This window comes from Streptomyces sp. NPDC107538, assembly GCF_055657445.1.
On the sequence record NZ_JBVKAY010000001.1, the window covers coordinates 1,321,274 to 1,345,016 of the forward strand.

The 23,743-nt window shown below is 71.8% G+C and carries 17 protein-coding genes and 1 pseudogene; 9 read left to right on the forward strand and 9 right to left on the reverse strand.

From position 1 onward, the window contains the following. The first annotated feature begins 62 nt into the window (after positions 1-62). Positions 63-197, forward strand: a complete 135-nt coding sequence (locus tag ACZ7MG_RS05745; RefSeq protein ID WP_471393965.1) for a hypothetical protein — start codon at positions 63-65, stop codon at positions 195-197. A gap of 1,112 nt (positions 198-1,309) precedes the next feature. Continuing rightward, a complete protein-coding gene (locus tag ACZ7MG_RS05750) occupies positions 1,310-1,798 on the forward strand; it encodes a GNAT family N-acetyltransferase (protein WP_471393963.1) in 489 nt (162 codons plus the stop codon). 338 nt (positions 1,799-2,136) lie between these two features. Here the strand turns inward: ACZ7MG_RS05750 and ACZ7MG_RS05755 are convergent, their stop codons facing one another. Continuing rightward, entirely contained in the window at positions 2,137-2,814 is a 678-nt protein-coding gene (locus ACZ7MG_RS05755; RefSeq protein WP_471393960.1) for a DUF4389 domain-containing protein, read from the reverse strand. Positions 2,815-4,268: 1,454 nt separating this feature from the next. Between ACZ7MG_RS05755 and ACZ7MG_RS05760 the strand changes: the two genes are divergently transcribed. Continuing rightward, positions 4,269-5,903, forward strand: coding sequence for a hypothetical protein (locus tag ACZ7MG_RS05760; protein WP_471393958.1), 1,635 nt, complete (start codon positions 4,269-4,271; stop codon positions 5,901-5,903). A 474-nt stretch (positions 5,904-6,377) separates the two neighbouring features. Here ACZ7MG_RS05760 and ACZ7MG_RS05765 read toward each other — a convergent pair whose 3' ends face one another. Together ACZ7MG_RS05765 and ACZ7MG_RS05770 are read right to left on the reverse strand one after the other, a co-directional pair. Next, positions 6,378-6,839: a hypothetical protein gene (locus ACZ7MG_RS05765; RefSeq protein ID WP_471393955.1), complete on the reverse strand. Its 462-nt coding sequence runs from the start codon at positions 6,837-6,839 to the stop codon at positions 6,378-6,380. Positions 6,840-6,953: 114 nt separating this feature from the next. Next, positions 6,954-7,376, reverse strand: a complete 423-nt coding sequence (locus tag ACZ7MG_RS05770) for a hypothetical protein (RefSeq protein WP_471393953.1) — start codon at positions 7,374-7,376, stop codon at positions 6,954-6,956. A 208-nt stretch (positions 7,377-7,584) separates the two neighbouring features. Between ACZ7MG_RS05770 and ACZ7MG_RS05775 the strand changes: the two genes are divergently transcribed. The 4 genes from ACZ7MG_RS05775 (at position 7,585) to ACZ7MG_RS05790 (ending at position 15,046) form a co-directional block, all read left to right on the forward strand. Beyond that, on the forward strand, positions 7,585-9,057 hold the full coding sequence (locus ACZ7MG_RS05775; RefSeq protein ID WP_471393950.1) for a hypothetical protein: 1,473 nt from the start codon (positions 7,585-7,587) through the stop codon (positions 9,055-9,057). After that, positions 9,057-10,586 carry a hypothetical protein gene (locus tag ACZ7MG_RS05780; RefSeq protein ID WP_471393948.1) on the forward strand — a complete coding sequence of 510 codons (1,530 nt, stop codon included), beginning with the start codon at positions 9,057-9,059 and terminating at the stop codon, positions 10,584-10,586. The genes ACZ7MG_RS05775 and ACZ7MG_RS05780 overlap by 1 nt, the downstream gene beginning before the upstream one ends. Before the next feature lie 3 nt (positions 10,587-10,589). Continuing rightward, positions 10,590-13,628 carry a hypothetical protein gene (locus tag ACZ7MG_RS05785; RefSeq protein WP_471393945.1) on the forward strand — a complete coding sequence of 1,013 codons (3,039 nt, stop codon included), beginning with the start codon at positions 10,590-10,592 and terminating at the stop codon, positions 13,626-13,628. Between the two features lie 548 nt (positions 13,629-14,176). Then, on the forward strand, positions 14,177-15,046 hold the full coding sequence (locus tag ACZ7MG_RS05790; protein WP_471393942.1) for a universal stress protein: 870 nt from the start codon (positions 14,177-14,179) through the stop codon (positions 15,044-15,046). A gap of 70 nt (positions 15,047-15,116) precedes the next feature. Here the strand turns inward: ACZ7MG_RS05790 and ACZ7MG_RS05795 are convergent. Beyond that, positions 15,117-15,491: pseudogene (locus ACZ7MG_RS05795) on the reverse strand (GNAT family N-acetyltransferase); the annotation flags it as partial. A 270-nt stretch (positions 15,492-15,761) separates the two neighbouring features. Here ACZ7MG_RS05795 and ACZ7MG_RS05800 point away from each other — a divergent pair. Both ACZ7MG_RS05800 and ACZ7MG_RS05805 read left to right on the forward strand, forming a co-directional pair. Continuing rightward, the gene (locus ACZ7MG_RS05800) at positions 15,762-16,346 is read left to right on the forward strand and encodes a hypothetical protein (protein WP_471393939.1); all 585 of its coding nucleotides are present in this window, start codon (positions 15,762-15,764) and stop codon (positions 16,344-16,346) included. A gap of 355 nt (positions 16,347-16,701) precedes the next feature. Further along, entirely contained in the window at positions 16,702-17,904 is a 1,203-nt protein-coding gene (locus ACZ7MG_RS05805; protein WP_471393937.1) for a cytochrome P450 family protein, read from the forward strand. Positions 17,905-18,230: 326 nt separating this feature from the next. Here the strand turns inward: ACZ7MG_RS05805 and ACZ7MG_RS05810 are convergent, their stop codons facing one another. From ACZ7MG_RS05810 to ACZ7MG_RS05830, 5 genes are all read right to left on the reverse strand, one after another. After that, complete coding sequence (locus ACZ7MG_RS05810; protein WP_471393934.1) at positions 18,231-20,318, reverse strand: WD40 repeat domain-containing protein; 2,088 nt, start codon at positions 20,316-20,318, stop codon at positions 18,231-18,233. Between the two features lie 62 nt (positions 20,319-20,380). Continuing rightward, positions 20,381-21,406, reverse strand: a complete 1,026-nt coding sequence (locus ACZ7MG_RS05815; RefSeq protein WP_471393931.1) for a hypothetical protein — start codon at positions 21,404-21,406, stop codon at positions 20,381-20,383. A gap of 260 nt (positions 21,407-21,666) precedes the next feature. Then, the gene (locus ACZ7MG_RS05820; RefSeq protein ID WP_471393929.1) at positions 21,667-21,999 is read right to left on the reverse strand and encodes a hypothetical protein; all 333 of its coding nucleotides are present in this window, start codon (positions 21,997-21,999) and stop codon (positions 21,667-21,669) included. Between the two features lie 82 nt (positions 22,000-22,081). Beyond that, a complete protein-coding gene (locus tag ACZ7MG_RS05825; RefSeq protein ID WP_471946110.1) occupies positions 22,082-23,035 on the reverse strand; it encodes an endonuclease/exonuclease/phosphatase family protein in 954 nt (317 codons plus the stop codon). 386 nt (positions 23,036-23,421) lie between these two features. Further along, positions 23,422-23,643, reverse strand: a complete 222-nt coding sequence (locus tag ACZ7MG_RS05830) for a recombinase (RefSeq protein WP_471393926.1) — start codon at positions 23,641-23,643, stop codon at positions 23,422-23,424. Positions 23,644-23,743: the final 100 nt, after the last annotated feature.

The following is a 23,743-nucleotide window of genomic DNA, read 5'->3' on the forward strand; positions in this document are numbered from 1 at the left end:
AATGCCTGAACCGCTCCGGGTTTGATCGAGACTCCGGCCTGTCCAGGTATTCGAAGAACGCGGTGCGCCGCAAAGCCGACACATTCACCATCCTTTCCACCGGGCACACCAGCACCGGCCTCGACCTCATCATCGAGGTCAACGACAGCAAGGTCCGCTGGACCCACGACATCGAGGACATCGTCTTCGACGACTGAGCTCCGCGGACCGACTGAGCCCGCGGAGCGAGCGAGCGGGCTCGCCCGGTGCCCGCGCTCCGGGCGAGCCCGTGCACCCGTGACGCCGCCGAGAGGAGTCCGCGTACGCCAGCCGCCTCAGCGCGGGCCCTGCCCGCCGCATCGGGAGCAAGACCGGGTCCGGCAGCCGGGCAGGTCCTCTTCCACCTGCTCCCAGCGGACCAGGAGATCGGAGTAGGCCCTCGGCAGAAACAGGCTGCCGCCGGAGCAGGTCATCCAGGCCAGCGGCCGGGTGTTGGCGATGTTCTCCCGGAGCCGGGCCCCGCTGCGCGCCGAGACGAACTCGTCCCACGTCAGCGTGCCGGGCAGCCCATCGGGCCCGAGGCGCTTCCAGCTGTCGTTCCGCTCTTCCCGCTCTTCCCACTCTTCGTACAGCCGCCCCTCCTGATCCTTGAGGCGGGTCTCCCGGAACAGCCACGACTCGATCCGGGACCATGACCTCCTTCAGCGCTTGGCTGCGGCCGGTGAACCCGGCTGGAGCCGGAGGAAAGGTGACTGGGCCTGCGGGGACGGCCGCCGCGCGCTTGGTCTCGCTCCCGCCGTGCTTGGGTCACCAGGTGTTGCCACCGGCCGGACGGGTGGGCTGTACCCGTTGTCGCTGCGTGAGTCGGTCGGCCCGCTGCCTGAGACAACACCACCAGCTCCCGCTCGGTCCCCTTGCGTTCGCCGGAAACCTCCCGGAAGCGGGTCCATGGCACCACCGCCGACGCACTCCACGCGGCCCGCCCACACCCTTCCGGAGGATCCGGATGAATCCCACGTCCGACCGTGGCCGACTACGCCGCGACCAACTCCTCACGCTGATCGGCCACATCACCGCAGGGGCGCTTCCTCGAACGGCGTCAGGCACCCTTATGGCATTGGGGAACGCCCAGGTGCTCCCTTCCCTGGGTGAACGATGCGTGCGGTCCCGCCGGATGCCCTCCAGTTGCTGCTGGCCGGCGGCCGATTCGGCGGCAGTGACGTGGCCGATCGGGGCCTGGGCGTGCGGTTCACGGGAGCGGTGCAGGAACGCCTGCCCGAGCAGCCGACCCGCCGCACGAAGCCACTTCCCGGTGCGAAATACTCTCCCGATGAGTTCACGCACTTCCGCGATCAGCCGGCCGATCACGATACGGAGGGCCGTTGCGCGGGATGCCAAACGGCTCACGCGGCTCGTGCGTGGCTCAGGTGCCTATGAGGGTAAGTACGGAGCCGCAGTCGCGGGCTACCGTGTCGGTTTTGATTACATCGAGGCCCACCGCGTCTTTGTGGCCGTCGGTGCCGACGAGCAAGGAGGCCGGGTCCTCGGGTTCTATTCGCTCGTCCTCGCGCCACCCGAGCTTGACCTGCTGTTCGTTGCCGACGAAGCGCAAGGACGGGGTATCGGACGGCTGCTCGTGGCGCACATGCTGTCCGAGGCCCGTTCTGCCGGGCTCGAACGTGTCAAGGTCGTGTCGCATGTTCTCGCCGAGGACTTTTACCACCGCGTGGGTGCGGTGCGGACGGGGACCGCGTTCGCGAACCCGCCCGCGGTGCCGTGGGACCGTCCCGAATTCGAGTTTCGCGTTCCTTCGGAATGACGCGGTGTGCCGGTTGCGGGGCACCGGCTTTGCCTTGCATGGTGGCCGGCATGCAGGAGCCGCTGGACGCCGCGCGCTCCGTGTGTGCCGTGTGTGCCGTCGCCTTGTGACCCTCGATTTGGCCGAGAGGAATGGTGGCGGCGGGGCCGCTGGTGACGCTCCGCGCGGTTCACTACGGGCCCCGAACCAGTAGTGTTGAGTGCCTCCACCCAGTGTCGTCGCGCCGGAACTCGTTCCCGACACCGGTGACAGTGATCTGCTTGCCCCCCTCCGTGGGCCTGTCTTCCGCGTCCCGGCCCCGTCTCAGCCCGGTGGGCGGGGACGGCGACGAGCCCGGTTCACGGCCGCGCCTCCGGTTCCCTGCCGCCCTGGTCGAGCCGGAACGGCGGGTAGACGTCCGTCAGCAGGGACGCGTACGCGGCCACCCGCAGCACCCACCGGTCGAGACCGATCACCAGATCGAAGATGCCGCGCGGATAGACGCCCGTGAAGAGAAGGGCGACGCCGGCGAAGAACGTCAGGAGTGCGACGAGACCTCCCGAGGACCAGGTCACGTGGATGCCGCCCCCAATGATGCCCAGGACCAGGTAATGGGGGATCGCCAGGAGCCACCACTTCACCAGGACCAGACCCCGGGACAACTGCTCGGGGTACGCCACCTCCAGGTGCGCCGGGTAGTCCGGCACCTCGGCGAGAGTGAAGGGCGGGTAGCGGTCGGTGCCCAGGGCACCGTAGGTGTAGTAGGCGACCCGCCAGCTCCAGCGTAGGACCCCGGTGGTGAAGTCGAACAGCGGGCGCGGGTAGCGGCCGGTGAACAGGATGGCGAAGAACGCCACCACGCCCACCAGCACGAACGCCACCCACAGGAAGACCAGGACGACGTAGTGGGGAAGCGCGAGCAGCCACTTGACCAGCCACAGCCAGCGGGACAGCTGGGGATCGCAGGTCGCGGTCAGCCGGACCGGTTGGACCGGCCGTGCCGGATTCACATGAGGCGGGAGTGTCTCCGATGCCATGGTCCTCGCTCCTTCCCACTGGATTCCTGTCCCCCGCAGCCCGGTGCTGATCACTGGCGGTAGCGCCGGTGGTCCTCGTGCTCGCCGATGCAGTGCCGCTCGTCGAGGACCACCTCGCCTTCGCCGGGCCACCGGACGGTGTCCTCCAACGGTCCTCTCGGACGGCCCTTTCCCGTTGTCCTGGAACCGGGTGTGCGCGCTCGGGCCGGTCGGCCCCGCGCTGAGACCTGGCGACCCATGTCCGCGGAACTCGACGCGGCAAGACGCTGGTACCGACGAGTCGACCGTGTGACGAGCCGACTGTGACGACTGGACCCGCATGGGGCAGGGGACACATCATGCTTCCGCCTGTGCTCGCCGATGTAGATGGATCCGCGGAGAGCCTGACCGCCGCCGAGTGGGCGGCCTCTCTATCCAGTAGACGCATGGAACTGGCAGCCCCGCCCACCGGAGGGCGAGGTCAAGCGTCGTTCAGCGGCATCTGGCCCGTCGGGTGCCGCGTCAGACAGAGGAACGTGTCCGTGTCGGCTGCCCTCCATGTACGGCTGCCCGACGAGCAGACCGAGGGCCCGCCCGCCCGCGGCCCCGCTGAGGTCCGCCGAGCGGGCCGAACCGCTCGTGCTGGGCTCGCGGGGACTGAGCGGGTTCACCGGATTCCCGGTCGGCTCCGTCGCGAAGACGACCCGTCCACCCGGACCGGCGACCGGGACGTGGTGTCGGGCCTCGACCTCAACGCCCCGTGCACGACCTGATCGAGTTTGGATCGCGGCGGCCTGGCTCCGGCAGGCCCGCCTGGCAGCCCTCCTTCCGCGACGTCGCTCGGTGCCGGGGACTTCGGCCCGGTGGACCAGGGGAGGCAGAGGTTCATATCCGCGGTGCTGCAGGCGTTGCGTGACAAGTACCCCGAGACGGACGTGCTGGAGACCCTCGCCCCGGGGCAGGGCCTCGACCGCGCTGGTCCGTGCCGCCTCGGCGGCGGGCCCTTTGTGGCGCATTACCACAGCGCGCGACCGGCGCCTGTGCGGTGCAGCCCGTTGATGAAAAGGCGGCGGCCGTCACCGAGTGTCGTTGGGCAAGGCAGCCGACCCGCAGGGTCCTTCCTCGGACCGCCGAGGCACAGCTGATCCTCCAGTCGCCGGGCGAGCCGGGCGGCCGAATCCTGAAGCGCGTCAACCCGCCGACGAACCCGTTCACCGTGACCAACTCGAAGGGCACATCGGCTTCCACGAGGCGGCAGGCGGCGGCCCTCTCACTGGTGAGGCCCCGCCACCACTGGCCGGTCCACGATCTCGCAGACGGGTGAGTTGACGGTCCGGCCCTCTACGCCTGATCTTCTGCCCTGCGGGCAAGGCGTGCCGGGCTCAAATGTCTGCTCTGTAGCGGCTGATCGCTGTTCATCCCCGATGATGGTGATCGCCCGGGTAACGGACCAAGTAACTCTGGAAGGTGCGCACATGGCGGTTGAAGCTGGCACAGGGCAGGAAGAGCGTGTCGCGGGACGCGTGTGGACGGTGCGACTGGACCCCCACGGCCTCCCCTCCGCGGGCACAGTTCGGCTCTCCTGCTCCCGCCCCGCCTGCCCCGAGCAGCGCATTCCCGGCGGTGCCGCCGCTGGACGCCAAGCTGCCGTCGAACACGTCAACCTGCACCTGGCCCACATCCGCGCGGGCGGCGGGCCCCGCAGCCAGGCGTGGTGCGCCTGCCGCGCCGCCGGCTGCTCCTGGCACGCCCCCTTTCCCGTCGCCGGACCGCGCGGCAGCACGCGACCGGCAGCGGAACCGGCGCGCTGCGGCGGACCGGTGGCCCTGACCGTCCACGCGGAGCGGTCCGGACGACTGTGGCGGATCGCCGAGATGTGCGCGCGGTGCGCGGCCGCCGCCCCCGACTGCCGTGTCCTGGCCACCGCCGCACCCCCGACCCGCGCCACCGGGGCGGGGGCGGGGGCGGACCGGCCGGCCCAGACGCCGGCCGCCATGACGAGGGACGGTGTAGCGGTGGTCTTCTCAGACGAACGTCCCTCTCCCGCGACCGGCGCTGTGCCGCCCCCGGTCACCACGCCCTCAGCGGTCCCCCGTACTCGCGCCGCCTCACCGGGCGCAGCGTCCCGGCGGGCGCAGCGGTGGGGGAAAATCGCGCAGCGGATCGTGCCGCACGATCTCATGCCCGACGTGCTGCGTCTGGAACTCATCGAGCTCGGTGACGCCTTCCGCGCCTACCAGCGGAGCACCGAGCCCGACCTTTCCCTCCTCGCCGAACTCCACGAGCGCAAGGCCGTCGCCTTCCGCCTATGGGCAGACGTCAGCGGCGACGGCTCCCTGCGCCACGAGGCACAGCGGGCCGAGAAGGCCGCGCAGACCACCCGCGAGATGCACGCCAACCGTGGTGGCCGGATCATCGGCGACACCACGGACAGCACCTTGCCCGTGGTGGAACGGCTGCTGACCCGGCAACAGGCCGTGCACGCCCGCACAGTGCTGGACCTCGTCCCAGCGCACGCCCCGCACCCTGAGCCAGAAGTGCGGCTGGCGGTGCTCATGATCACCCTGCGGGCCGCACGCGCCGGCATCGGGAATGTGACCGGCCAGGACCTCACCGGCTGGCTCCAGGACGACGCCGAGCGGGTGCTCGGGCAACTGGTCGACGCCGACTGGCTGCGCCTGCCCGGCACCGTCGCCGACGTACTGGCTTCCCGCTCCGAGGACCCCGTGGCGGTCACCGTCCCCACCCTGCTGCCCGAGCAACCCCGGCCGTTCACCTTCGGCAAGATCACTCGAGCGAGGATCTCTGGCTGGGCACAAAAGGCCGTGGGCGACCGGAAGATCCGCAAGAAGAAGGCCACCGCGGCCACTCGGCTGCTGGCCCTGTACACCGCCGCCCACACCCGCCCCGACGGGCGCCTCGGACACGCCGAGGACGGCGGACTCCACGTGGACCAGGCCGCCGCGTTCTGCGCGCTGACACCCGACCAAGTCGCCGAACACACAGAACTACTGGTCGCCGCCGACTGGCTCGCCGAAACCGACACCGCCGAAGGCCGGCTGCGCGGACAGCTCACCGAACGCGTCCTCCCGTTGGGCGGACTGCTGTAGGGACGCCGGTTCCACTGCCCGGGGTGTCCGGCCAACTGCCCTATGAGGAGGACGAGGGCGCAGTTCGGAACGGTCCGGCCGTCGCTCTCGGCGGTGCCGTGGAGTACGACCCGGAACCGGTCCGGTCGCCCGCGCGGGTAGCGAACGGCGACCTCACGGCCCACCCAGGCCGCCACGAGGGTGCAGCCGTGTCTGCCGACGTTCGGCAGCACGAACTCCCGTCTGGTGGCCGGGTCCTGGAACGTGACCGTCACCGGTATGCCGGGGTACTTGGAGGCGCCGTGCGCCGGTCGGTCCACTTCCGTGATCCGCGCCGACACCCAGACCGCGCGCTGGGCCGGGGTCAGTCCGGCCAGGGCCAAGCCATGGCCGAGCAGAGCCGACACGGCGGGCACGACCCACCACAGTTCCAGCATCCTGTTCACGCTTGCACACCGCCCCCCTCAGGACCCCTGAGCCCCCGCACACGCTCTCTCAGAACTCGATGCGGAACATGTTGTCCGCCGGGTCGACGACGACCTCGATACGAAGGCCCACACGGAGGCCGGAGTGCGGGGAGCGCTTCCAGGTCGTCTCGAACGTCTCGAACCCCGGTCCGCTGATCCGGAGGCCGACCAGGACACCGGCATCGTCCGCATCCACCCAGCGGGTGAGCTCGGTGACCTCCGCCGTCGCCGCGACCCCCACCGCGTCGAGCCGGCGGTTGTTCTCCCGCTCGAACTGGACGAAGGCCCAGAGGGCGATGCCGATCGGCGTGCAGAACACGGTGACCAGAATGCCCCCGAGCAGCAGGTCGGCATGGGCGAGGAAGGTGCAGACCAGCATGATCGGCCCACACACGCACGTCGCCGCCGAGGAGATGTACAGGAGCAGGGCGCCGAACAGACCGATCCGGTCCACACGGGTCGGTTCGGGACCGCTCGCGCTGTCCGTCATCTCAGGCCCCGTCATCACAGGCACCCGTCGGAGACGGCGCAGGGGCGGACAGGGACGGGGACAGGGACGGGGACGGGAGCGGGGACAGGGGCGGGCTCGGGCTTGGGCTCGGGATCACGGTGTCACGCCGTCCCCGGCGTAGAGGTAGCCGCCGGGCCGGGCGGGGTCGGCGATCAGCAGAACCTGGTCGCCGGTGCGGGGGATCCGCAGTTTGGAGACGATGGTCTGGAGGGTGATCGGGTCGGTGGCGCCGGGAAGTTGGAGGACCAGGTCGACGACCGGGTCGAAGTTGACCAGCTTGCCGGTGTCGCCGATCGACACGACGACGGCCGGCGTCGTCGGCGCGCCCGCGGCGAGCAACTGCTGTACCTCGACGCCGGAGTTGTAGGCGCCGATCGACTGCTGGACCCTGGCGAAGTCCTCGTTGCCGAGGAACGCGCGCGTGGTCCGGCCGTAGAAGCCCTTGCCGCTCGCCACCTTCCCCACGATGTCGGCGGCCTTCTCCTCACGGCTCTTGCGCCGTCCGAAGATCCCCATGGCCTTGTCCCCTCTCTCGACTTCTCTCGTCTTCTGTCCGCCGATTCGGCGTCCGTCGCGTCGGTCGCGTCGGTCGCGTCCGTCGTGTCTGTCGTGCCGGTGTCGGCCTCGCTGCCGTTCCTGCCGGGCGATACGGACGTTAGGCGGCCCGGTACGCCTACCGATCCCAGGTTCGTGCGTCTGTTCTGCCTCGGCGTACGCTCCCCACATGCCGTTTCCGAGCCAGTCGGCCGACGAGAGCCGATCGCGTGCCCTGGTCATCGACCATGCCTGGCGCGGTCTCGGGCCGGGGCTGGAAGCACTCAGCGGCCCCGGCGGGGCGCCGTTGACCCGTGCGGTGAAGCTGATCGTGCTGCCGCTGATCGTCAGGCCGGCGCTGCGTCCCGAACTCGCGGCGGACTTCCTCCCACCCGCGCAGGCAGCGCGTCTCGACGGGCTGATCCAGGAGTCCGGTGCGTGCCTCGCGGCGACGGCCCAGTGGTTCACGCTCCTCAAGAAGGCCCGCCGGGCGCTGGGCGTTGTCGGGGGAAACCCCCAGGACCTGTACTTCCAGCGCTGCTTCGAACTGGCCATCGAGTACGGGGCGCCCTCGGCCGGTGCCGATGCCGATGCCGTCGCGACGGCGAGGGCCGTGGTCGAGGAGGTGGCGGACACGCTCGGCGGGCGCACGGTGGACGCGCTCAGGGACTATCTGTCCGACACCGGCCGCCGCTTTCGACTCGACGGTGAACTGGTCACCGCCTGGGAGAGCCGCGCGCTGCCCCAGGCCACCGACACGGGCACGGCCACCGACACGGGCACGGGCACGGGCACGGGCACCGAACCGGGCATGGCCACTGACATGCGTACGACCGCCGACCTGGACTCGGCGGTGGTACGGGCCGCCGCCGCGCTGGACGCCTGCGGGGTGCCGCACCTGGCGAGCACCCGTACGTCACCGGCGTACGCGGACATGGTCGAGGCGGGCCACGGGGAGCTGTTCGGCCGGGCGCTGTGGGCGGGTTCGGGCGGTGTCTGGGGCCGCGACGACCTGCCGGCCCCGCTGGGGCTGACCGAGCGCCGGATCCCGCCCCGCCCGGAGGTCGGCCGGAGCGCCTCGACGGCGACGCTGCCCGCACCACTGGACCGCACCCTCTTCGAACGGCTCTTCGTCGTCCTGCAGTCGTCGGCCCGCCGGGACGAACTGCCGACGGTGCCGGAACTCGTCACACGGGAAGTCGGCCGCAGCTGCGCCCCGCTCGGCCTGAGCGACGAGAGTCTCCGCGTCACCGTGGTCCTCGGCGGCCTGCTCGCGACCGGCCTCGATCCGCTGGGCACCGGGCAGGTCACGCCGGGGCGGACGGCGGCGCACCGGGCTGTCAACAGCCGCTGGCGGCGGGAGGCATCGGTCCTGCGCGCCCGCAGAATGACGGTCTCACCCGGCCCCGACCCGGACGGCGGCACCCTGGACGCCCTCGCGCGCGACCTCCGTACCCCCTGGGCCGCGTACATGCGGCGGCTGTGGGTGCGGCTGCACGGGCGGGACGTCCGCGAGGCACCGCTGCCCGACCTCGCGTCGGCCTGGGCGGTGCTCGACGGGGTCGCCCGCTCGGTGATGATGGACCACCGTGCGCGGGTCCGGGCCGCACTGCGCACCCTGTCGGCGGGCCCCGCGCGGCCCGCCGGGGCGAGGAGCGCGTGATGGCGGGGGCGCGGCGCGTCGACGTGCGGGTCGCGCGGGGCGACGACGGCACGGTCCGTATCACTACCGGTTCCGCTGTCGGTGGCGCGGATGCCTACGACGGTGAAGTCGCCGCCGAGGGCCCCGACTTCACCCGGGCCGTCCTCGACGTCGCGGGTGCCGTGCTGACCTGGCCCGTTCTCGGCGACCCCGGCCCGCTGCCGTCCGCGTGGATCCATGACCCCGGGCGGGCCCAGCAGTGGCTGTGGGCGCTCTATGGCGAGCGCGTCGCCGCCGCCGTCCACGACCGGGCGACACGGGAGCCGGGCGGCGGGGACGCGCTGGGCGATGTACGGGAGCCGGGTGATGCGCGGGAGTTGAGTGATGCGCGGGAATTGGACGAAACACGGGAGTCGGACGAAGCACGGGTGGTGAACGGTGTGCGGGTGGCGGCGGAGCCGGCCGCCCTCGCCGGCTGCGCCGCCCGGCTGGCCTTCGCCCACTGGGCGGCCCGGTGGTGGCCGGCCTCGTACCCGGACGGCATAGCGGCGCTCCAACCGGCCGTGCTCGGCCTGGAGTCGGCCGCGCTCACCCATCGCTGTCAGCAACTGTTCGACGACGAAGGCGATCAGCCCGACGACTGTGCGGCCGAACTGATCACGGAGCACGAGGCCGCCCTCGACCCGTTGATCCGGTGGTGGCACGGGGCATCGCAATCGCCGTACACGGCACGGCATCTGGAGAGCGTCCTGCGGCTGATCGACGATGCGGCGGACAGCACCGGACTGGACGGGCCGGCCCGGCGCCACCTGCGCTCGGCCCTGGACCGGCCCGGCCCGACAGGCGCAGGCACAGGGGCAGGCACAGGCACAGGGGCACCGCTCGACCTCGGCACGCTGTTCACCCGACCCGACGACTACGCCCTCGCGGCCGGCGGACCGCTCGGCACGGGCGGTCGCGTCATCGCCCGGGGCACGGGCACCAACGACTGGCGCCGCTACCCGCCCGGCTTAGTCGACGCGAGCGAGACCGCGGTGTCCTGGACCGTACGCGCGCTCGGCGCACGACGGCGCATCGAGGTCGAGGCCGTCGCGCACGACGCGGCGCCCGCCGCCGGCGTGTCGCTCTTCGCGGAGGTCCATGGGAATGGCGACGGCCCGTACCGGGTGCCCCTCACCCGGCGGGACGACCTGTGGACCGGCCGTCGTGACCTGCGCCCGGATCTGCTGTCCGAGACGCCGGCGCCGCGCATCGAGGTCGGGGTCCTCCTGCCCGGCTTCGACGCGGGCCCCGGCATGTCGGGCACGGTCGACGACCGCGCCGCGCGCGAAGCCCGTGATGCCGTCCGCGCCCTGGCACGACGGCGGCTGGCCGCCGCCGCGCAACCCCCGGCCCGCGACGGCTCGTTGTACGCCGGACCGCTGTACGCCGGCTCGCCGGGCGGCGGATCGTCGTACGCCGGTTCGTCGTACGCCGGATCACCGCACGACACGCGCGAGGCCCCGCTCCTCGCCGAGATCGCCGCCGCTGCCACCGACGAGGACTACTGACGTATGGCGCACGAACAGGACGGGCAGGGCACGCGGCAGGAGGGCCCGGGGGTGATGAGGCTGTACGGGGAGCCGTTCGACAGCGGCTTCGCCCTGGCCGAGGAGTGTCAGCTGGCCGCCGACCTCACGGCCGCGTGCGCTGTCTACGAGGAGTTGCTCACCGTGGCCGAGTCGATTGAGGACTCGCCCGACGTACGGTTTCTCCGCGCGCACCTGCTGGGCGACCTCGCGAGCGTGCGCCTCACCGCCACCGACCTGCCCGGTGCCGAGGACGCCGTCGAACGCTCGCGTGCCCTGCTCGACGGAATCGCCTCGGCGCCGATGGGGCCGCGGGGCCGCCAACTGTGGCTGGAGACCCTGCTGAAGACCATGATCGGCAGGACCGATCTGCTCCGCAGAACCGGACGCCTGGACGAGGCGCTGGCCTGTCTCGACGAGGCGGCGGCCACACTGTCGGAGTTCGACGATCCGGAGCGTCTGCGCGCGGCCGAACTCGGCCTGAACCGGGTGCTTCTGCTGATGGACCGGGGCGAGTGGGGAGGCGCGGAGGAGCATGCCTCGGCGCTGCTGTCCACCCTGGAGTCGACCCGACTGGAGGCCGTTCCAAGGCTGTTGACCGCTCTCGCCACGATCTGTTCGTCGACCGGCCGGTACGACCAGGCCGATGACCACCTCGCCCGCGCGGAGGACCGCTTCCAGGCCCTGGGGGACACCGGTGAGCAGCGGACACTGCTCGCGCACCGGGCGTCCGTCGCGATGCACCGGGGTGAACTCGACCTGGCGGAAAGGCTGTTCACCGAGGCGTCGGGCTTCTTCGAAGAGCAGCGGCGGTACGGCGACCTGGCGGTGTGCGAACAGGCCCGCGCCTTCCTCGCCGGCAGACGCGGCGCGGTCACCCGCGCGGACGACCTGACGACGGCGAGCCTGGCCAGGTTCGAGCGGCTCGGCGCCTCGATCGCCGCCGCCGACACCATGCTGCTGGCCGCCCACCACTCCTACGACCGCGGCGACATCGCCGAGCTGCGACGGCTGGCCCAGCAGGCCCGCGACGTCTACCAGGCGCGGGAGATGTACGAGCGCTGCGCACAGGTCGACCTGATGCTCGCCAGAACCCTTGAGGACAACCTGAACCGGACGGACCACGGCGCCCACGAGACGCGGTCCGTCGACACCGCGCTCTCCCTCGCGGTGCCCGCCGCGCTGGCCCTCCAGGCGGCACGGTACGACTTCGTCACGGCTCACGCACGCCACGAATGGCTCCGACTGGCCGACGAGGCCATGGAGTTGGTCTTCCGCCTCGCCGTACGCCGACAGGACCAGGGGCTGCTCTTCGAACTGGTGGAACACCGCAGCGCCGGCGCCTCCTTGGCCTGGGACCGCACGGAGTCCGCCGCCGGGACCGCCCCCACCGACGGGGTGACCCCCGCGGCCGGGGTCGCACCGTTCTTCCCGAGCGCGGCCATGAAGACGTACGCGTACAGGCATGCCGACTCCCCGATGACGCTCGGGGGAGTGGCGGCGGAGGCCGCCGCCTCGGTCGGCCTGCGCGTCGCGCCGCCGCCGAAGGTCCGGATGGCGGCGCAGGGCCCCGGCCGCGTCGCGCTCCAGGAGTACATCGCGGCGGCCGAACACCGCTATCACCGACGCCTCGTGAGCGAGGAGGAGGTCCCGTTCTGGATCACCGACGACCTCACGGGCCGCCCGGTGGTCCAGGTCCGGCTGGCCGACGCGGGCGATCTGTTCATGACCTGGACCTGGGCCGGCGGCGCCCGGGGATTCGGCACCGGCCGCGCGACCGCCGACGAAGTCGACGCGGCGGTGGGGGAGTTGGCCGCGGCGCTGCCGAAGGCCGGTGAGGGGGCGGAGGGGATGCGGCGCGCACTGGACTCGGGCGCGCTGGCCGACCACCGGACCGAGCAGGGGCTCGCCCGGCTGCTGGCCGAGGCGCTGTGGCCGGAGGGGCTGACCGCGCAGCTGCGCCAGGTGGCGGAGCGCGCGGGCCGTCCACTGGTCCGGATCCAGCCGTCACCGCGGGTCGCCCAGGTCCCCTGGGAACTTCTCGCCGTCGACGACGGGACCGACGTACGGCTCATCGACCTGGCGGACGTCGTGACGACCGCGCCGACGTCGCTGCGGAGAGCACCCCGCGTCACACAGCCGACTCCGGACACCGCCACCGCCACGGGCTCCGACGCGAGCGCAGACACCGCAGACACCGCGGACACTGACGCGACCGCCGGCGCCGATGATGCGACCGCCGCCACCGACCCGGTCGTTCTCGTCCTTGACCCCCGAGTCCCCGGCTTCCGCGCCGACTCCCCGCTCGGCTCGGTCCTGGGACCACCCGGCGCGGACCCGGAGTTGCTGTCCTTCGCCCGAGGCCGCCTCGACGCGGGCACCGTCGTCCCGTCCGTCACCACCCCGGCGGAGCTGTTCCGCCGCACCGACCTGGACCGGGACTGGCTGAGCGGTGTGCTCCGCGACGGGGCACGCAGGCTCATGTACGTCGGGCATGTGAGCGGCGCGCCGGTCGAGGGGGGCCAAAGCGAGGACGGCACGCTTCATCTGTGCTGCGGCCCGGACACCGCGGGCCTGGCCGAGCCGGTCCGTACCCACCGCCCGCTGTCGGCCAAGGACCTGCTGCTGGGCACCCTGCCCCTGCGCGCCGACGGGGAGCCGGGGGCGGACATCTGGCCCGCGCCGCCGCGGGTCGCCCTCATCGGCTGCGAGAGCGGGGGCGACTTCCGTTTCGCCGAGTCGTTCGGCCTGGCGACGGCGATGCTCCACAACGGTGCCGAACTCGTCACCGCCACCCGCTGGGCCCTGCCGACCAGCCTCGCTTTCCATCGGCTGGCCGGTGTGCCCGAGTCCGTGCGTCCGCTGACCGAGGCGGTCATCGCCGTCGACACCGCCCATGAACACACCGACCCCGTCGACCGGCTCGGCCGCTGGCAGCGCGAGCAACTGGACCGCTGGCGGACCGGCGGCCGGATCGAGCACTCCCCCCTTCTCTGGGCCGCCCTCACCTGCATCGTCACCTGACCAACGGCCGCTCCACCGGGACCGTCGCACGACCGTCGGCCGGTGGACCCGCCTCGTCGCTGTCGAGGTCGACCGACCGCCGGGGCCTGCCGGCTCTGTCGTGGTTGCTGATCGGCATCGTGGCCTTCCGCAGGGGTGGGTGTGCGGGTCGGAGGGGTTCCGGCTCGGCGGACTTTCATGGCACGGCGGCCGCCGGGGCCACGGCAGGGCCGTTCGGCCTCGGGCCTCGGGTCCCGGGCCTCGGGCCCTGGGCCTCCGGCGAACCGGTCCCGGTTCGCCGCCCGCTCGACGAGGACGTGCAGTGTGACCCGCCCGTCGCCCCCGGTACGGAACGAGGATCCGACGCCGGCTGCCGGAATCCCGCCATCTCCACGCCCTCGCCCCCGGTCCACATGCGAGTCCGAGGGGATTGGGGTAGTTGTCGAAGGAGGGAGCGAACGATCGCAGCACCTGCTCCGCACTCGACGGGTCCGGGCCGGATGGGCCGACGGATCCGGTCGCGTCATCCACCGGCCCGTCCAGCTTCGTACGAGACGGAGGCCGCCGCCATGGAACCAGTCGTCACCGTGGGCCTGGACGGCTCACCCGCGAGCCTCACCGCGGCGCGTTGGGCCGCCGAAGAGGCCGAGCAGCGCAAGCTCACCCTCCGGCTGCTGCACGCGTGGCCGCTGCTGGTGCCGGAGCCGAAGAACGGCTCCTCCGAGGTCGACCAGAACTACTGGGCGAAGCGCCTGGTCCACACCTCGCAGGCAGAACTGAGCACACGGCATCCGGGCCTGTCCGTGGTGGGCAGTCTGGTCGCCGACGACGCCCAGGAGGCGCTGCTCCGCGCCGCCGCGGAGTCCGAGATGCTGGTGCTGGGGTCCAGGGGGCTGGGGTCCACCGAGAGCTATTTCATGGGTGACGTGAGCATGCAGGTCGTGGCACGGTCCGGACGGCCCGTGGTCCTGGTCCGCGCGGAGCCGGGCAAGGAGCAGCCGGTCCCCGCCGTGGGCGACAGGGTCGTCGTGGCGATGGATCTGCACGGATCCGTCGACGAACTGCTCGACTTCGCCTTTCACAGCGCGGCGGCCCGGGACATTCCGCTCCTCGCCGTCCACGGCCGCAGCGTTCCGCTCCACGCGCGCATGCCCTGGGGTGTGGACCACCACGTCACCGAGGAGCTGACCGGGGAGGCGCGGAACGAGCTGGACAACGCGCTGAGGCCCTGGCGCGAGAAGTATCCGCAGGTGGAGGTGGAGGACACCATCCGCCTCGCGAGCCCGGCCAAGGCCGTCGTGCACGCCTCCGAGGGAGCCGCGCTGCTGGTCGTCGGACGCCGCGTGCACCGGCACGGAGCGACGCACCATCTGGATCACGTGGCTCACGCGGCCATCCACCACGGCCGCTGTCCCGTCGCCGTGGTCGCTCATGAATGAGCCCGGCATGCGCGCGGGCAGCCGCCCCGCTCGGAGGCGGACGAGTCAGGTGGCCCACGCGTCGGCCGGCCTACGCGTCGGGTGGCCTCGGCGCGGGATCAGCACCGCCGCATCGCTCCCACCGCGGCGAGTGCGCGCAGGCCGAGCCCTTGAGCGCCGGGTGGGCGCGTGCCAGCCGGTGGGCGGCGTGGATCGGTTCGCGGCGCAGCCGGTGCAGGGCGGGGCCGGGCGAGTGTGTGCCGAGGGCCCGGTCGTACGCGGGGAACCAGCATAAGAAGACCGTGTGCGAGCGCAGACCGAAGTGGGCGGCGACGAGACGGTCACCCGCGTAGAGCGCGGACAGCACGCCCGAGCACTCGGGGACGGAACTGTCCGCCAGGAGATCCATCAGCCGGGCGAACCAGGGCTGGGCGACGGGGGCACGGCGGCCGGTACGGCGGTACTGGGCCGCGTAGCGAAGTAGAGGACAGTGATCGAAAGGGAGGTGAACGGTGCTGGGACCGCTGGTGAAGAGGTGGCTGTCTAGGTGCTGCCATGTCCTGGGCGAGCTGTGTGTGCAGTAGCTTCATGGCGTGTCCACGCCCCGTCCCCGCAGCAGTCCCCTGTGTCTCAGCCGAACCTCCTGCCGCCTCCGCCTCCGCCTCCGCCTCCGGCGCCGTCGCCGTCGCGGAGGAAGCGCCGGGCAGGTGTCGCCCTGGGGGCCGGCGGCGGGGTCATGCTTCTGCTGGTCGTGGGCTGGGTCGTGGCCGGCCAGGTCGGCGCCGACGGAGACATTCCCGAGGCGCGGTATCGGTTGACCCTGACCAAGACCCTGCTCGGCGGTGACTACGTGCTGGAGCAGGACTTCTCCGACTCCCCGCAGGACGCTTTCGAGCAGCACGCCGAGAGCGCCCTGGGCGGCATCGACGTCCGGGCGGCCGTCGCGATCTACAAGCCGGCGGACCGTGGTGGCCAGCTGAACGTCAGCGGCATGTACGGCCGGTTCAGGGACGCCGACGACGCCCGGGACACCATGCTGAAGGGCGCCACCGGCCCGGACGGGATGTCGGTCGCCCGGGCACCCGAGGACTTCCGCCCCTCCGGCTCGGACGTCACCGTCACCTGCCAGGTGGTCGCCAAGGAGGACCTGAACATGCGGGTCGTCATGCCGATGTGCGCCTGGAACGACGGCAACGCGGGCGCGCTGATCGGCGAGATCGACCCCGGGATCTCCTCCGCGGACGCAGGCGACGTGGACCTGGCCGACCTCGCCGAGCGGACCGTCCGAATCCGCGCCGAGCTTCGGCAACGGATCAGCTGAAGGAGGCCGGGCCGTCTACAGGGGCATGGGCGGGAGGGGGGGGGTGATCACCCGCCCGGATGACCTCGGGGATGGCCGCGAGTCCCGCGTCGAACGCCGCGAGCTGTTCGCGGTCGCCGTGGCGCAGATCCCGCAGGCGAAGCTCGGCGGGCGACGCCCTCTTTAGGTTCGTCCACCGTGCGCACGCCACTGGGGAATCCGACCCGGCGTGACGGCATGAGCATGATCGTCCATGGTCGGAACCCTGGTGATGCGGCCGGACGGTCGGCCCCGACCCAGGCGAGTCGATCATGTGGTGATGGCGTCAGGCGTGGGACGGCGCGTGGGGGTGGCATCGGCTGTCTAGGGTGGCGTCATGTCGAGCACAACGCCCAGTGAAGCGCCCCTTGTTGACCCAGCAGAGCTGATGGCGGACCCGTACGCGGTGCACGCGCGGCTTCGCGAGGCCGGGCCCGTCCATCGGATCACCGGGACGGACGGGCTTCCTGCCTGGCTGGTCACGCGTTACGACGACGTGCGCCAGGCGATTGCGGACCCCCGGCTCTCCCTGGACAAGCGCAACGCGAAGCCCGGCGGCTACCACGGACTCGCGCTGCCGCCCGCGCTGGACGCGAACCTGTTGAACATGGACCCGCCGGACCACACCCGCATCCGGCGCCTGGTGTCCAAGGCGTTCACCCCGCGCCGCGTCGAGCTCCTGCGAGAACCCGTCAGGAGGACCGCCGACGCGCTGCTGGACGCCATCGCCCCGCTCGGCCGCGCCGACCTCATCGCCTCGTACGCCGCTCCGCTGCCGATCACCGTGATCTGCGATCTACTGGGCGTGGCCCCGGACGACCGGCACGACTTCAGGTCCTGGACCGACACCCTTCTCGCCCCGGACCCGGCCCGGCCCGAGAAGGCGAAGGACGCCGTCCGGGCCATTCTCGGCTTCTTCACCGGGCTCCTCGCCGCCAAGCGGGCCGCGCCCGCCGACGACCTGCTCTCCGCCCTGATCGCCGTACGCGACGACGAGGACCGGCTCTCCGAGGACGAACTCATGTCCCTGGCCTTCCTCATCCTCTTCGCCGGCTACGAGAACACCGTCCACCTCATCGGCAACGCCACCCTGGCCCTGCTCAGCCACCCCGAGCAACTGGCCGCGCTGCGCGCCGAACCCGACCGGCTGGGCCCCGCTGTAGAGGAGTTGGCCCGCTACGACGGGCCCGTTCCCCTGGCGATCCGCCGATTCCCCACCGAGGACATCACCATCGGCGGGGTCGGTGTTCCCGCCGGGGAGACCGTGCTGCTCTCCCTGGCCTCCGCCCACCGCGACCCGCGCCGTTTCACCGAGCCGGACCGGCTCGACCTCGGTCGCGACGCCTCCGCGCACATCGCCCTCGGCCACGGCATCCACTACTGCCTCGGCGCACCCCTGGCCCGCATGGAGACCGAGATCGCCCTCGCCGCGCTCCTCGACCACTTCCCCCGGCTGGCGCTCGACCTCCCGCCCGCCGGCCCGAGTTGGCGCCCGTCGATGCGCGCCCGCGGGCTGCTCAGCCTCCCCGTGCGGTACTGAACGGCTCGCAACCGTCCAGGAGTCAGGACAGCGACCTCAGCACATCCGTCGAACCACGCGGACCGCGACCCGGTCCGCGAACCGCGACCGGTTCGAGACCCGGGCCGGTCCTGATCAAGGAGATCAAGGTCAGTCCCCGTGCACCTTCCGGTACGTCCGGACGACACGGGCCGAACCGCAGCCAGGTGTCGGTGGGCCGTGCGCAGGGGACAGGGCCCATGTCCTCAATCCGGTCGTCGGTGTGGAGACCGTGGCTTGTCGGTTCGCCGCGCTCGATACCACGACCCAGCTTCCCGCGGTCACCGATGCGGCTCGGCACGAACGCTTCATCGACCGGCGAGCGGCACTCCGAGGACCCCGCGTTCATGACCGACGACCACGGCGGAGCCGGTGACGGCCAGGCAGGTGACCGCTACATCCACGGCGATGTGCCGCACCGTACCCGTCTCCGGTTCCCATATCCGCAGGTTCCGCCCCTGACCACTGCCCATGACGAGGACGGTGCGCCGACCAGGGAGCAGGGTCGCGGCGGTCATGGCCGTGAGGGGGCTGCCGGGGATGTCGGCGGGCAGGCCGTCGCCGACCGGGGCACTGGTCGAGGGGTCCCACAGCATGACCACGCCGTCGCGGTCGCCGGTGGCCAGCAGCGTACGGTCGTGCGCGGGCACCGCCGCGACGACTGCCACACGGTGGCCGATGGCGTCGAGCGCACGCCGACTCAGGGGTACGGCCGCGCCCGATTCCCAGGGATCGTCGACAGCCGGATCCCACACATGAACGCCACCCTGTGGGTCCGAGGCCGCGATCAGGGTATGGCCGGCGGAGATCGGAACGGCGGTGATCGACGCGACCGGATGACCATAGGGGTTGAGGAGCGCCACCGACTCACCCGTGGCCGGATCACGCAACCGCACCGCGCCCCGAGAGGTGGCGGTGACGAGCAGCGTCCGGCCGTCCGGCATCGTCGCGGCGCACATCCCGCTCACTGCGCCGAGCCAGTTGCCCTCCGGTTCACGGATCGATTGCCCCTCGACCGGGTCCCACAGGGCGAGCGCCCCGGCGTCGCCTCCGCTGGCGAGCAGCATGCGGCCGTCCGGCGGGGGGAGGGGCACACACAGGACGGTCATCGACCGGACACCGTCAGGATGCCCGGGCAGCGGACCATGGACGAGTCGGCCGTCGGACCCGTCCCACAGGCACACTTGGCCGCTCTTGCCCGCGCCTGCCACCAGCAGTGGCCGACCGGGCCGAGCGATGACCGCCAGCGCGTCGACACCATCGGATACACCGGGCGCGGAGGCGGCGAACACCGTCACCTCACCCCACGGCGTGCCGTCGGCCGCGAGGAGAGCGTTCCCGTCCCGGCGGAGCCCGGTCGGCGCCTCGGACATTCGGCTCGTCGCCGACTTCTGCGCCGGCATTTGCGCCGGCTTCTCAGTCGGCTTCTGCGCGCCCCCCGGCACATCGGGGGCCACCGGTTCGTGCGTACGCGGGCCCTGGCGGTGCGCACCGTCCGAGTCATCCGTCAGGCCGTCGGCGATCGTCCATGTCTGCTCGCAGTCCGGGCAACGGAAGCATCCCGTCAGCAACATCAGCTTCCGGGCCCATTCCCGCCCGGCCCACGCCGGGGTGCCCGTGGCGGCGACCATCCCGGCGACCAGGCACAGGACGGCCTGCGCAGGCGTTTCGGGGGGTACTCCTGCCGCCGAGACGGCACGGGCCACCTGAAGGAAGGGCTCCCACTCTTCCCCCAGCACCTCTTCCCGCAGTACTGCGGCGACCTCGCCCCAAGGGTGCGCCCCGCAACGGACATGGGTGGAGTCGGGCAGTCCAGGGGCCTCGAAAGGGGGACGCGCCGGGTCCACGAAGAACTCGGGGATCTCCGTGTCGATGCCGCACCCGGGACACACCAGTACGACATGACTGTCCCGGGGATCGAAGAACCGCCACAGCGCGGTGGCGGCATGGTGACCGGCGAAGGCGACGCAACTGAGCGCGAGGCCGGAGCAGAGGGCCGCAGGAGTGCCGGGAGTCAGCAAGCTTCGTACGGCCGACCGTTCGGCCAGGCGGAGCGCGGCACCGAACCCCGCTTCGAGATCGGCCGGGACAGGGGGCCTGCCCTCCGCGGTCACGATGAGCCCCATGTCCACCCAGAACTCGCCGGTCTGCCCCGGGGACAACGCCGCTGCCGCCTCCACGAGATGCGGCAGGGCCGCGTAGGCCCCGTCGTAGACACTTCCTTGGTGTATCAGGCCGTCGGCTACGTGCCGCCAGCTACGGAGCCAGGCTTCGTCGGTGTCGGTGTCGGTGTCGGAGGCGGACTCGGAGGCAGGAGTGGAGGCGGCAGCGGCGGCTTTTGCTGAAGTAGCGGCGGAGGCCGTTGCGGAGGCCATCTCCTCCAGAAGTACCGTCACCTCCTCGACCGTCACACCGTCGAGGTCATGCCAACGGGGGCTGTGCAAGGGCAGTTTGGGAATCATGGGGTGAGACTCAGCATTTCATCGGCGACAGTTACCACCGCACGGGGTGCGACCCGCTCCACCTCCGGCATGACAGTGGGCCAGCCGCCGAGGACCACGGCCCGTGCGGCAAACCTGCGGGCGTCGGACGGCTCTGCCGACTCCATGAGTGCGGCCAGTGCGCGGGCTCGCGTCCCCCGATAGGCGATCGAAGAGGCGACGGCCTTGGCACGGCCCGATTCGCCCTGCCGGCCCACCTCCTTCACGACGACGACCAACGCCTCGCCCCGCGCCCAGAGATCGGCGATCGTGTGCGCGACGGCTTCGGCCCGGACCGTGTCGCCCCGCCGGGCCACCGCGCGGACCACTTCGACCAGCGCTCTGGCTTGCGCATGACGGTCGGTGATCTCGTGGGCGAGGGCTTCGGCCCGGACCGTGTCGTCGTAGCGTGCCAACTCCCGGACGATGTCCGCCTGTTGTCCCGCCCGTAGATGAGGGGCGTCGATCCGGTCGGAGAAGGTTATGGCCCGCTCGACCTGCCCTTGCCGGGCCAGCAGACGTATCAAGGCCCTCAGCAGGGTGTCGTGATGGTGACCGTCGTCGTCGAGGAGCAGCGCCTGTGCCCGGTCGGCCAGGGCGAGGGCCACCTCCTGGCCGGCGGTCGCGGCGACCGCGTCCAACACGTCCGCCATGACCGAGGCGTCGAGGGGTGCTAGGGAGGACTCGGCCGCGAGGATAAGAGCCAGGCCTGGGTCCGGGTCCGGGACTCCTCCCACGGGTCCGACGGGCGGGCAGGGCGGCCCGTCGGACCCGTGGGGCGGTCCGGGCGAGTGGAGCAGCAGCGCGTCGATCCGGTCCAGGTCTCCTCTGAGGACCTCGGAGGCCAACACCTTCGCGAGGGGTCCGGGCCGTATCCAGCCTTCGCCATACGGCTTGGACCGGACGAAGGCCTCCAGGCGGTCGGCGAACGCGGCTGCGCGGGCACGGTCGCCCGTCGCGACGGCCACGTCCACGAGGAGGGCGCAGACATGCGTCGACCACATACCATCCCCGGCGTCGGCATTCAACGTGTCGGCGCGCGGCGAATCCGAGGGCTTCCCGGGCGTCGCCGTCGTCCGCGACCGCCTTCGCCAGCGTGGCCCAGGCCCGCCCCCAGTTGTGCGGGTAGCGGATCGATTCCGCCAGAGCGACAGCCCTGCCACGTTCACCGGCACGGGCCCATCCCGGTACGAGGGCGACGAGCGCCCGGTCCCGCAACTGCCGCCCGGAGAACGACTCGGCCAACGCCTGGGCTCCCCGGAGGTCACCCCGCGCCGGCCGCAGCCTTGAGCACATCGACGAGGCCATCGTCCGCCCCGCCCACGCTGCCGCCCGCGCCGCTGGTCGCGTACACCAACTCCACCGCGCGGGCGAGGTATCCCGTACCGGCGACCGCCTGCTGGAACCAACGGCAGGAACGGACATCCGGCCCGCCACCCACCGACAGCCTGAGAACCGCCAGCAGACAGGGCGCGAACCGACCACGCGCGACACCCCTCCCCGTGCTGGCGTCCGAGGCGAGACCGGCCTCTCGCTCCGCCACCCGCACCAGACCGAACTCCTCACCCCACTGCGCGAGCCCCTCCTCCACATACATGTCGCGCTCCTGCACATCGTGCCCTCGGCGAAGCCTCTCCCCGGTCACAACCCCTCCCTTCGGCCCGCAGCGCATGGAGACATCACCACGGCACATCGACGACGACGGGCCGGTGGTCCGACACCCGCATCCGCGGCGCACTCGTGCCGACCGGGGCGCACCGGAACGCCGCCCCGGCCGCCAGTACGTGGTCGAACTGCACCACAGGACGGTGTGAGGGATACGTTGGAACGCGGGCCAGATCTCGCCAGCCTCTCGGCACCGACGGCCGGCTCCCAACGACCGGCAGCTCGGCCGCGCTGAGTACGAGTCGGGGAATCGGGCCTGTCAGATTGAAGTCACCCAGCAGGATGTGGGGCTGTGGCAGGTCGGCGATCCAGTCGCGTACGGCGAGCAGTTGCCGGATGTTCCACCCGGGGACGAACGAGAGATGCACCGCCACCGCCGTCAACACCCCCTGGTTCCCCGCCAGTACGGCGGCGAGCGCGGCGCGTGGCTGGTCGCGGACCATGGTGGGTCCTGGTCTCCCGGCCACCCGCAGCGGCAGGCCGAAGGGAGCCGGGGCGAACCGCCTGGCCCTCCATTCCCGTACGGGCAGCCTGGACACCAACGCGACGCCGTGCGAGGGCACATCACCCGGCGTCGCATGCCGCGGGCCGTACACCCGCAGCCCCGTCTCGGCCCCGGGTCGAGAACCCACCCTTCGCCCGGCACCGCCCTGCCATGGACCGCCGACGCGTACCGCCACTCCCGTGCGCCCGCCGCTTCGGCCGCGACGCGCGCCTGGTCCGCGAAACCGGACCGTTCCTGGAGACGGTCGACCTCCTGCAACGCCAAGACGTCGGCGCGCAGCGACGCCACGGCTTCGGCCAGCGCCAGCCCGGTATCCGCGGAGGGGACGGCGACGGGCCGACCGCCCTGAAGCGTCCTGCCGTGCAGCACGTTGGAAGTCACCATCCGCATCAGAGAGTACGGTACTTGGCCTGCTGCGCCGTTCCGTATCCGTGGAACTATGTAATGCGCCGAGGCACACCACTGACTGAGATCCGGATTCCCGCAGTCAGAACCCTCCGTACGGGGACGGCCCACACCTCTGGTCAGGTTCTCCAAGAAATAGCGGTCGGCCAGGACGGATCCGGGGGGATGCGCCTCGCGCGCTCATCCACTCCATCCGCACCCCAGCCCGACAGATGTCGTGTAACGCCGGAGGGAACTCGCAGCTCGGGCGGCGGGGGCATGGCAAGTAACGCCGCTCCGGCACAGTGGAGCGAGGTCGTGGTCCTGGTCGGTGGCCATGCCGGGCATCCTCGCCGGAGCCGGTTCCTGTCCGCCAGGGCAGGAACCGGCTCCGGGTGGCCGCCGGGGCAGGAACCGGCTCCGGGTGGCCGCCGGGGATCGTGCGGATCTCCGAGTGTCAGGGGCTCAGTCGGGCCGTGGAGGGAGGGCCGGGATGCCGAGGGCGATGGGGGTGCGTTGGGCGAGTCGGGCTGTGGCTGCTTGCTTGGTGCGGACGAAGATCAAGGTCATGTCGATGCCTTCGATCCCGCCGAGCCACTGTACTTCCTCGGCCCGCCTGCGGCGGAGGAGCAGGTCCTTCTCGATCTCCGCAAGCCTGGGCAGCATCTTCGGGTTGACCTGGAGCATCGGGCAGCGGATGCAGGCTTTTCTGAACTACCGGCGGCAGCGCGTCAGCGGCTGCCGATAAACCGGTGGCGTCTGCGTGGACGAGCCTCATAGCTTGTGC

Excerpts from the sequence above, each read along its gene's own strand:
- ACZ7MG_RS05750 (WP_471393963.1), top strand. The coding sequence starts at position 1,310 with ATGAGTTCACGCACTTCCGCGATCAGCCGGCCGATCACGATACGGAGG.
- ACZ7MG_RS05755 (WP_471393960.1), bottom strand. The coding sequence starts at position 2,814 with ATGGCATCGGAGACACTCCCGCCTCATGTGAATCCGGCACGGCCGGTC.
- ACZ7MG_RS05760 (WP_471393958.1), top strand. The coding sequence starts at position 4,269 with ATGGCGGTTGAAGCTGGCACAGGGCAGGAAGAGCGTGTCGCGGGACGC.
- ACZ7MG_RS05765 (WP_471393955.1), bottom strand. The coding sequence starts at position 6,839 with ATGACGGACAGCGCGAGCGGTCCCGAACCGACCCGTGTGGACCGGATC.
- ACZ7MG_RS05770 (WP_471393953.1), bottom strand. The coding sequence starts at position 7,376 with ATGGGGATCTTCGGACGGCGCAAGAGCCGTGAGGAGAAGGCCGCCGAC.
- ACZ7MG_RS05775 (WP_471393950.1), top strand. The coding sequence starts at position 7,585 with ATGCCGTTTCCGAGCCAGTCGGCCGACGAGAGCCGATCGCGTGCCCTG.
- ACZ7MG_RS05780 (WP_471393948.1), top strand. The coding sequence starts at position 9,057 with ATGGCGGGGGCGCGGCGCGTCGACGTGCGGGTCGCGCGGGGCGACGAC.
- ACZ7MG_RS05785 (WP_471393945.1), top strand. The coding sequence starts at position 10,590 with ATGGCGCACGAACAGGACGGGCAGGGCACGCGGCAGGAGGGCCCGGGG.
- ACZ7MG_RS05790 (WP_471393942.1), top strand. The coding sequence starts at position 14,177 with ATGGAACCAGTCGTCACCGTGGGCCTGGACGGCTCACCCGCGAGCCTC.
- ACZ7MG_RS05800 (WP_471393939.1), top strand. The coding sequence starts at position 15,762 with ATGCTTCTGCTGGTCGTGGGCTGGGTCGTGGCCGGCCAGGTCGGCGCC.
- ACZ7MG_RS05805 (WP_471393937.1), top strand. The coding sequence starts at position 16,702 with ATGTCGAGCACAACGCCCAGTGAAGCGCCCCTTGTTGACCCAGCAGAG.
- ACZ7MG_RS05815 (WP_471393931.1), bottom strand. The coding sequence starts at position 21,406 with ATGTGGTCGACGCATGTCTGCGCCCTCCTCGTGGACGTGGCCGTCGCG.
- ACZ7MG_RS05820 (WP_471393929.1), bottom strand. The coding sequence starts at position 21,999 with ATGTATGTGGAGGAGGGGCTCGCGCAGTGGGGTGAGGAGTTCGGTCTG.
- ACZ7MG_RS05830 (WP_471393926.1), bottom strand. The coding sequence starts at position 23,643 with ATGCTCCAGGTCAACCCGAAGATGCTGCCCAGGCTTGCGGAGATCGAG.